Here is a 9,849-nt window from a genome sequence, read left to right on the forward strand (position 1 = left end):
AGCTAAATCCGTATAAGACATATTGAGAGTTAATGGTGATTTTTTTGAAATTTATTTCACACCATTTTTTTCACTTTCGTTGAGTCTGTCGGACTTATTTTTCAAAGCGCAACGATGTCGCCACTGCCAACAATTGTCGTCTCGCGTTAATTCCGACCTCGCCTCACCATGCTTTTCGATCCGAAGAACAACAGGCTGTAAATCAGCAAGGCGGAAACAATTCCTGCTAAAGCATCAACGAGGTAATGAGCTTGGATATAGACCGTTGCACAACAGAGAAAGAAATAAAAAGGAATGAGTGCGTAGAAAAGTCGCCGGTTGCCTCCGTGCCACATCAGGAGCATACAGATGGTGCTGATACCGACGTGCGAACTGGGAAAAGCAGCTGTCGGACGCTCGCCCGCCGCCTTGGCATCTTCCACAAGTCGGTAAAAGAATCCATCGGTATAACCGGGACTGGGCAGACAATCCTGATGAAAGTTGAAATAATCGTGCACGTTCGGGAATATTCCCGCCGCGATATTTTCCACGCCCACTGCCTTATAATAGAAAGTGGGACCGGCAACGGGAACGAAAATAAAGATGACGTAATAGATAAAGAAAGCCGACAGGACAATAAACGCCGCACGCTCAAACTCATTGTATCGCCAAATGAAATAATAAAAAACGGTGAGCGCAATCATCGGGTAATAAGCGGCGTAGCCCATATCGAACAATTCGCTGAAAAGCGCATCGGGCAATTCCTTGGAAAAGAGCAACGCGGGTTGCATACCGAACCAATCCTGTTCCCATCGGGCAAACACATGGTCGAGATTGGGGAAGAGACGATTGAATTCGTAGGTATCGGGATACCACCATGCCAAGAGTGCGAGTTGCGCGGCTATGCGTATCAAGCGCGTGAGACGGCAAGGGAAAACGCGATAGACAAGCCACAGCGCGGCTGTCATTGCCACCACGCGCAACCTACCGAACACCATCGCTTGCGGTTGGCTCATTTTCGTATAAAGGAAAAAGGTCAGGACAAGAGTGAACAGCAGATAGGCCATCATTGCCCATTCCACCGCCAGCAGTCCCTTCAGCGGTTTCTTCTCTATCTGAAACAAATTCTTTATAAATTTTTGCATCGTCTTGTTTATCTGAAATTACGGACATTCGACAAAGGAGGCATTTCTCGCCAAACTCTCCGCCCACATATCGCTACGGAACGAATCTGTAATGTCGGTCTGTTCCTATATCCATTTATTTTCTTTGTACCAGCTCACTGTCTCTTTCACGCCGCGCGCCAAATCGTATTCGGGCTGATAGCCTAACTCACTGATGGCAGGTCGGATGTCGCATCGCCAATTCCTTTGCTTCATGATTTGATACTTGTCGTTATTGAGTGGAGAGAGTTTGCCGGTAAGCCTTCCCATCCAATCTCCCAACCACGTGATGACACGCAAGAGTCCTATCGGAGCAGTGATGCGTATCCACCATGGATTGCCCAACTCCTCACGGATGAGATTGCTGAACGCTGCACTTCGATACACGTTCCCATCCGAAAGAAAATACGCTCTGCCACTTTTCCCGCGCTCCAAAGAAAGGAACACCGCCTGCACAACGTCTCGGACATAAACGAAAGTAATATCTTGCCGACGAAACCCAACTGCGAAATCGGTATGTTGCTTGATGGACTTCACCATGAGGAAATAGTCTTTTTCGCGCGGTCCGTAAACCCCGGTCGGACGCAGAATGACACAGGGGAAACCGCTGAGTGAGAACAGGAAGTCTTCCGCTTCTTTCTTGCTTTCCCCATACGCGGTGTTAGGATGTCGCTCATCGTTCTCGGAAATATCACGGTAAGGCTGTTCCTCGCTTACGGCTCCGAAAACGCTGAGACTCGAAAGATACACGAAACGCTCGATGGGCATCTTGAGCGAAAGGAGGGCTCGAACAAGGTTTTTGGTTCCATCCGTGTTGATACGGAAAAAGTCGGACTTGCGCAAACATTTCGTAGCTCCCGCCGCGTGAACGATATAATCAAATTGGTGGGGTGCCAACTGCTCGCGAAGGGTTTGCTCGGACGAGAAGTCCAATTCGATGAAACGAATGTGAGAATCACGCAAATACCGACGCGAAGAGGTGGGACGAACGGCAGCCCATACCTCCATGTTTCTGCGTAATGCCTCCTCAACGATAAACGAGCCGATGAACCCCGAAGCTCCTGTAATTAAAATCTTTTTCATTAAAATTCCGTGAAACGCTTGCAAAGATACAAACTTTTTTGTTACTTTGTGTCTATAATCAAAGTGCAATTCACTATGGGTAAACAAAAAAAAGGCGGAAAACGCCTGACCAAAGCTCAACTTTCCGAGAAGTTGCGGGGATTTTTTCAGACACAACCCGGCGAGACTTTCAGTTTTAAACAGATATTTCGTGCTCTTAAACTGACGACACATCCGCAAAAAATGCTTGCCATTGACATCATGGAAGAGATGGCATGGGATGACTTCTTGTCGAAAGTGGGCGAAAATGCCTATGCACTCAACACCAAAGGACAGGTGCAAGAAGGTGTATTCATTCGGAAATCGAACGGCAAAAACTCGTTCCAACCCGATGATGGCGGAACGAATATCTTTGTTTCCGAACGCAACTCCATGTCGGCACTGAGTGGCGACCGCGTAAAGGTTCAGTTCCTCGCGCGCCGACGCAACCACATCAAGGAAGCAATGGTCATCGAAATTCTGCAACGGAAGAAAGAAACCTTCGTGGGCAGACTGCAGGTTGAGGCGGATATTGCGTTTCTCGTAACGCAAGAGAACCTTTTTGTGCATGATATCATCATCCCAAAGAAGGCATTAAAAGGCGGAAAAACCGATGATCGGGCTGTGGTTAAAATCACGAAATGGCCGGATGCCAACCACAAGAACCTTGTCGGGGAAGTTATCGATATCCTCGGAAAGGCAGGCGACAACGATGTGGAAATGAATACCATCCTCGCACAATACGGTCTGCCTTATAAGTACCCAAAAGCAGTGGAAGATGCCGCCGATAAAATAAGCGGTGAGATTACAAATCAGGACTATGCGGAGCGCGAAGACTTCCGCAACGTATGGACTTGCACCATCGATCCAAAAGACGCGAAGGACTTTGACGACGCGCTTTCCGTTCGCAAGCTCGAAAGCGGACTGTGGGAAGTGGGCGTTCACATTGCCGATGTGTCGCACTACGTCAAGGAAGGCAGCATCATCGACAAGGAAGCACAAAAGCGTGCCACATCGATTTATCTTGTCGATCGCACCATTCCCATGCTTCCGGAACGTCTTTGCAACTTTGTTTGCTCACTCCGTCCCGGTGAAGAGAAGCTCACTTACAGTGCCATCTTTGAGCTGGACGATGAAGCTAACGTAAAGAAGTTCCACCTTGCCCATACCATCACCAAGAGTAATCGCCGCTTTGCCTACGAGGAAGCGCAACAACTGCTTGAGGATAATGGCGTGATTGATGGAACTGAAGAGCCCGCTCCGGCACCCGGAAAGAAGGGTTACAAGGGGGAATTTGCCGAGAACATCATTATTTTAGATCGCTTGGCAAAACTCATTCGTAAGAAAAGATTTAAGAATGGCAGCGTGAAATTCGACTCAGAGGAATTGCATTTCGACATAGATGAGAAAGGAAAGCCCATACGCTGCTACTTCAAACGCTCGAAGGATGCCAACAAACTCATCGAAGAGTTCATGCTCTTGGCAAATAAATATGTGGCGGAAAGCATTGGAAAAGTGGCAAGAGGAAAGAAAACGAAGACACTGCCCTATCGCGTTCACGACAATCCCGATCCACAAAAGTTTGAGAACCTGCGCCAGTTCACGGCGAAATTCGGCTACAGACTGAAGTCCTCAAGCACAAAGGGAGCGACGGCACGAGCATTAAATGCCCTCATGGAAGAGATTGAAGGAAAAAAGGAACAGAAAGTCATACAGACTATCGCCCTCCGCTCCATGATGAAGGCGAAATACACCACCCACAACATTGGGCATTTTGGTCTGGCATTCGATTATTACACCCATTTCACATCGCCCATACGTCGCTATCCCGACACGATGGTGCACCGGTTGCTTACACGATACGAACAAGGCGGACGATCAGCCAACCAAGATTATATAGAAGAACTGTGCGAACATTGCTCCGACATGGAGCAGGTGGCTCAAAACGCTGAGCGAGACTCCATAAAATATAAGATGGTAGAGTTCATGGGCGAGCACGTGGGGGAATGTTTCGATGCTCATATCAGTGGAATTCAGAGCTACGGCATCTACGCGGAGATAGATGAGAACCATTGCGAGGGCATGATTGCCATGCGCGACTTGGATGATGACTACTATGAGTTCGATGAGAAGAATTATTGTCTTGTCGGACGGCGGCGTCATCATGTTTACCAATTGGGCGATCCCATCCGAATTCAAGTGGCAAAAGCGAACCTTGAACGCAAACAACTTGATTTCACGGTGGCTCATGACCAATCAAGGAAAAAGAAATAAACATCGGTAATATTACGAAATAGCAAGTCCGCATGGAAAGACGACCAATGATTATTCACCCGATCGTGTACTCATGCGGCTTGATTTCTTAACTTCAACGAAAAGAAAGGTACGACATGAAGCATAAATCATTCTACACCCGAACGGAAGAAGCATGGAACACGTGGAGTCATGCGGGAGGTATCGTCTTGGGAATGGTCTGCGGAACGGTTTTCCTTATTCATTGTTTGAAAGACGGGCAGTCTCTCGCCACTTTCAGTGTTGCGCTGTATCTGTTTGGAATGTTGGGCAGCTATGTTGCCTCAACGGTCTATCACGGTCTGTCGCCCGAATCAAAATGGAAGCACAGAATGCGTAAATTCGACCACGCTGCCATCTATTGGCACATCGCCGGTTCCTATTCGCCCATCGCTTTGGTGGCACTGCTCTGCGAAGAGTTTTGGGGTTGGGGGCTTTTCGCTTTCGTTTGGTTGTTTGCCATCATTGGTACCATCACCTCATTCCACAAGTTGGCAGACCACAGCAACCTCGAAACTATAACGTTTGTTGGCATGGGGCTTTCTGTTCTCGTGGCTTTCAAACCACTTTTACACGCCGTAAGCCTTGCCACTGTTGCTTGGATTATTGCCGAAGGAGTGATGTACATTACCGGCGCGGTGTTCTATTCGTTGCACAAACGGAAATATATGCACACCGTTTTTCATTTCTTCGTGCTTTTCGGAACCATCTGTCATTTGGTTGCAGTGTGGCAAATCATTTGTTAGGATGAGAAGAAGTGGAACGAAAAAGGTCTGTTGTCCATAGAATTGCCAAGACACCTCACATTCAAAAAAGGAGGAACGTCAATACGAACCTCCCTGATTAATATGAAAAACATCAGAATGTTTGTTGAAAACTTATTTTGTCTGAAGACTTTTGGGTCTTGACAAGAGTCGGATTAAGAAACCGATTGTTCCTTGATGGAATGGGAGTAAGATACAAACTCTCCCTTCTCACTAAAGAAAGGTTTTGCGTTCACGCCAATTACGGCGAGGTGTGGGAAACAAGCCCTTATCTGTCGCAATGCCTCTTTGTCTTCTTCGGCATGTTGCATTGGAACTATCACCACCTTGGACGTCTGGATGAAGTTAATGTATGCCCAACTCCTGTCATGGCGTTTGCGCGGTTCGGTGCACGAACTGAACGAGAGTTCCTTTACTTCATAGCCCGCAGTTTCCAATTGTTTCTTCAAATAAGCAGCAATATCCGCATCGTATTCGGCGCAATTGGTCATCAAGACTTTGTTATCTCCGATATAGCGCACGAGACTGCCGAGATTTTCCGAGATTTCGCCGTCGTGATTATTTTGCCAAATGGGTTTTATGATCTTGAAGATGGTGTGGTGCTCGCCTTCTTTTAGTTCGTGTTCCACATCATAAATATCAAGTACCATGCATAGTTTGTTATACAAAGATTTTACGTCATGGTCGGTTAATACCTTTTCCGAGAAATAAACCTTGTTTGCATTTAATTGCTCACAAGCCAACGCTTCTTGAGTAGGCCTTAATTCCTTTAAGTGCTTCATAGATTTCAAAGTAATATTAAAAAAAAATGCTGATAGTAATAGAATTGGTGGCAAAGATACTATAAATAATGTATCTGCCGAATTATTTTGTAATTCTTTCATAAATACATGAAGAAATACCGAAAAATAAGGGGATTTTAAGAAATTTAGTCTTTAAATCACTTTCATTAGGAACAAAAAACTTTACCCCTGTCGCATTATTTGTAAGGAACGACAGGGGTAAATTGATAAAAAATGGGTGTATTTTCTTACACTTTGAACCGGATTATTTCTTCTTCGGATGCCGACGAGCCCACCCTTCTTCCGAAAAATCGGGGACTTCGCCTTTCAACTTAATGGAATCGCCTTTTATCAGTTGTTGCCAATCTTCCTTTCCAAAGGTGCGTTGCGTCTCAATCCGGGTGTTGTCATTCTTCCGGCGAACTGCTTTTTCGCGCTTACCGTTATGTCCGCCACGACCATCTCGACTGTTTCCGCCACCATATCCGACCTCATCGGCATTGTTACAACGTATCTTTCTACCTTTGTAGTACAATCCGTCAAGGGTGTTTATCACCTTGCGGGCATCTTGCTGCGGAACTTCTATGTAGCTCTGTCGCTGCAAAAGATTGATATGTCCCACTTCCTGACGTCCCTTCATGTTCTTATTGATAAACTGCATGATGACCCCGGGATAGAAGCCATCCATCTTTCCCAAATTAATGAATAGACGCGCGTAGCCCTCTTCCGTATTCCGACCACCTCTCGACCGAGAACGCTGTCCTTCATTTTCTCCATTTTTCCCACGATTCCCGACCGGTTTTTCTATTTCCGGCGCATTCTTGTAGTAATTGAGAAAACGTCCAAAGGTAAGGGTTATTATTTTCTTGATGATGTCCTCCTTATCCATGTACTCGAATTGACGCTTGATGTCTGCCACATATGGGGCAATTTGCTCCTCGTCCACATCGGTTTTCAGGATTCCGTCCATCGTTTTGTATAATTGTTTTTTACAAATTTCCTCTGCCGAGGGCAATGTTCCGTCCACAAAGTTTTTACCGATGATTTTCTCAATGTTTCGCACCTTGAATTTCTCGCGTACATGGATGATGGAGATGGATGTGCCTTTCTTTCCGGCACGCCCCGTTCTTCCCGAGCGATGAGTATAATTTTCCACGTCATCGGGCAAACCATAGTTAATGATATGCGTCAGATCATTCACATCCAGCCCACGAGCTGCCACATCCGTTGCCACCAATAGTTGCGTGAGGTGTGAGCGGAACTTTTGCATGGTCAGGTCGCGTTGCTGTTGCGACAGGTCTCCATGCAACGCTTCTGCATTGTAACCGTCCTTTATCAGTTTATCGGCAATTTCCTGCGTCTCCACCTTCGTGCGACAGAACACGATGCCATAGATGCGCGGATAGTAATCAACCAATCGTTTCAGTGCAAGGTATTTATCCTTTGCGCTCACCAAGTAATAGACATGATTGACATTTTCGGCTCCTTCGTTGCGCGAGCCCACCACAATTTCCTTGTAATCATGCAAATAACCTTTTGCCACGCGTTCCACTTCCTTACTCATCGTAGCCGAGAAGAGCAGCGTGTTGCGATCTTCAGGCACCTCGGAGAGAATTTCCGTTATGCTTTCTTGGAATCCCATGTTCAGCATTTCGTCGGCTTCGTCAAGCACCACGTTGTGCACATTCTCTAATTTAGCCTTTCCGCGCCCCATCAAATCGATTAGCCTGCCCGGTGTGGCAACGATAATCTGCACTCCGTGCCGCAACTGCTTAATCTGTGTCTCAATCGATGCGCCTCCATAAACCGCCGCTACATGAAGATGGGGGATGTATTTCCCGAAGTCTTTCAAATCGTCGGTTATCTGCAAACACAATTCACGCGTGGGACAGAGCACGATGGCTTGTGTTTCTTTTCTCTCCGTATCAATACGCTGCAAGAGCGGAATACCAAATGCAGCCGTCTTGCCCGTACCCGTTTGAGCGAGCGCGATCACATCGTTTCTGTTACCAAGCAAATAAGGGATTACTTCTTCCTGAACCGGCATCGGCTGTTCGAAGCCAAGCTCCACAATGGCTTTGCGAATCTCTTCGCTTACGCCTAATTCTTCAAATGTTTTCAAATTCGTTTCGTTTATAATTATCCATAAAGAACACATCGCCACCAAACGAACCCCACTTAAAGACAAACAAGACTTGTCGCATTTCATAACAACAGACAAGCCTCCTCAAGGTGACGAATATCCTTTTCGGCTGCAAAGTTACGTTTTAAAATCCGAACTCACAAATTATCTCACAACAAATCAGTCAAGGCGACATTCTGATTTATTAACGATTTTCCAAGCAATAAACCTCAAGAAACAGGGTTGTTATATAGAATTTATTTTTCATCAAAATAAAAAAACAAACGTAAATGAAGATAGGAATATTCTGCTCAGCCAACAATTCCATCGACCCCGACTTCTTTACTGCCACAGAAGAATTGGGAAAATGGATAGGCAAACACAAGCACACGGTAGTTTATGGAGGTTGCAACATCGGATTGATGGAATGCATAGGGAAATCAGCTCATGAAGCGGGAGGCAAGACCATAGGTGTGATACCACAAATCATCGAGCAAGGTGGCAAGAAAAGCGAGCATATCGACATAGAAATCCCTTGCGACAACCTATCAGACAGAAAAGACATCATACTGCTGCAGAGCGATATATTCGTGGCATTACCCGGAGGAATCGGAACCATAGACGAAATATTCACCATCGTCGCTGCCGCCACCATAGGCTATCACAAGAAGAAAGTTATACTCTACAACATGAAAGGCTTTTGGAACCAGCTCATCCAAACATTAAACGACCTGCAAACGCGGGGGTGCATCAGGGGAAGATACCAAGACCTGATACAGATTGCCGACAACTTTGAAGAACTGACCGACATAATCCAAAGAACCTGAGCATGACAAATCGCACGTCATACACGAGGGACAATAAATAAAAATATCCAAAATAAAGGGGAACACACATGAAAATAACGAAAGTTTCCGTATATTTGTAGCGATTTAGCATAAATAAAAAAACATTCAACATGAAAAGAAAAGGATTAAAAACAGCCGTATGGCTCATGGTGGGAACAATGCTCATGAGTTCCTGCGTAGGTTCGTTTACGATGTTCAACAAACTCGCGAAGTGGAATCAGCGCGCTACCGACTCGAAGTTTCTCAACGAGATAATTTTCATTCTGCTCACACCGGCATATGCCGTGGCAGGATTAGCAGACGTTGTGGTGTTGAACGCCATAGAGTTCTGGACAGGTGACAATCCAATGGCAAAGAACGTTGGGAAGACCAAGAACATAAAGGGAGACGACGGACTGATGTATGCCGTGAAATATCTTGAAAATGGCTATGAAATAACAAAGCCTGACGGAAATGTATTCTATCTTACCTATGACAAAGCCGAGAACAGCTGGTACATGAACGCCGAGGGAAAAGAAAAGAAACTCATACAATTCAACGAGAACGGAACCATCAAGGCTTTCCTCAACAACGGACTTACCGTTGATGTCACACCGGACGCTACCGGCATTTACGAGCTTCGCCAGGCACAAGCCGGCACAAGCTACTTCATGGCAAAACGATAAACAACAAATATCATGCATCGACAGAGCGGAATTTGCAACTTCACAGGGCAAACTCCGCCCTTTTGTTTTAACAAAAATTACCCTTTAAAAACCCATCCCTAAACCCCTATTTTCAAATATTACTGTCCGCTAA

General features: G+C 45.9%; 8 protein-coding genes. 4 read left to right on the plus strand and 4 right to left on the minus strand.

Annotated features, from left to right (window positions below):
• Positions 1-146 precede the first annotated feature (146 nt).
• Both ETF27_RS04275 and ETF27_RS04280 read right to left on the minus strand, forming a co-directional pair.
• The gene (locus ETF27_RS04275) at positions 147-1,124 is read right to left on the minus strand and encodes a phosphatase PAP2 family protein (protein ID WP_130830261.1); all 978 of its coding nucleotides are present in this window, start codon (positions 1,122-1,124) and stop codon (positions 147-149) included.
• Between the two features lie 105 nt (positions 1,125-1,229).
• Entirely contained in the window at positions 1,230-2,225 is a 996-nt protein-coding gene (locus ETF27_RS04280; RefSeq protein WP_147785529.1) for an NAD-dependent epimerase/dehydratase family protein, read from the minus strand.
• Between the two features lie 75 nt (positions 2,226-2,300).
• On the opposite strand from ETF27_RS04280, the gene rnr reads away from it, so the two are divergent.
• Together rnr and trhA are read left to right on the plus strand one after the other, a co-directional pair.
• The gene (gene rnr, locus ETF27_RS04285; RefSeq protein WP_147785530.1) at positions 2,301-4,517 is read left to right on the plus strand and encodes a ribonuclease R; all 2,217 of its coding nucleotides are present in this window, start codon (positions 2,301-2,303) and stop codon (positions 4,515-4,517) included.
• Positions 4,518-4,633: 116 nt separating this feature from the next.
• Entirely contained in the window at positions 4,634-5,281 is a 648-nt protein-coding gene (gene trhA, locus ETF27_RS04290) for a PAQR family membrane homeostasis protein TrhA (RefSeq protein WP_130830264.1), read from the plus strand.
• Between the two features lie 173 nt (positions 5,282-5,454).
• Here trhA and ETF27_RS04295 read toward each other — a convergent pair whose 3' ends face one another.
• Both ETF27_RS04295 and ETF27_RS04300 read right to left on the minus strand, forming a co-directional pair.
• Positions 5,455-6,081 carry an agmatine deiminase family protein gene (locus tag ETF27_RS04295; protein ID WP_147785531.1) on the minus strand — a complete coding sequence of 209 codons (627 nt, stop codon included), beginning with the start codon at positions 6,079-6,081 and terminating at the stop codon, positions 5,455-5,457.
• A 265-nt stretch (positions 6,082-6,346) separates the two neighbouring features.
• A complete protein-coding gene (locus ETF27_RS04300) occupies positions 6,347-8,203 on the minus strand; it encodes a DEAD/DEAH box helicase (RefSeq protein ID WP_147785532.1) in 1,857 nt (618 codons plus the stop codon).
• A 290-nt stretch (positions 8,204-8,493) separates the two neighbouring features.
• Between ETF27_RS04300 and ETF27_RS04305 the strand changes: the two genes are divergently transcribed.
• Both ETF27_RS04305 and ETF27_RS04310 read left to right on the plus strand, forming a co-directional pair.
• Complete coding sequence (locus ETF27_RS04305) at positions 8,494-9,030, plus strand: LOG family protein (protein ID WP_147785533.1); 537 nt, start codon at positions 8,494-8,496, stop codon at positions 9,028-9,030.
• A gap of 131 nt (positions 9,031-9,161) precedes the next feature.
• Positions 9,162-9,716 carry a DUF3332 domain-containing protein gene (locus ETF27_RS04310; RefSeq protein ID WP_130830268.1) on the plus strand — a complete coding sequence of 185 codons (555 nt, stop codon included), beginning with the start codon at positions 9,162-9,164 and terminating at the stop codon, positions 9,714-9,716.
• Positions 9,717-9,849: the final 133 nt, after the last annotated feature.

Origin of the sequence: Prevotella brunnea (genome assembly GCF_008016795.1) — a bacterium.
GTDB classification, from domain to species: Bacteria; Bacteroidota; Bacteroidia; order Bacteroidales; family Bacteroidaceae; genus Prevotella; species Prevotella brunnea.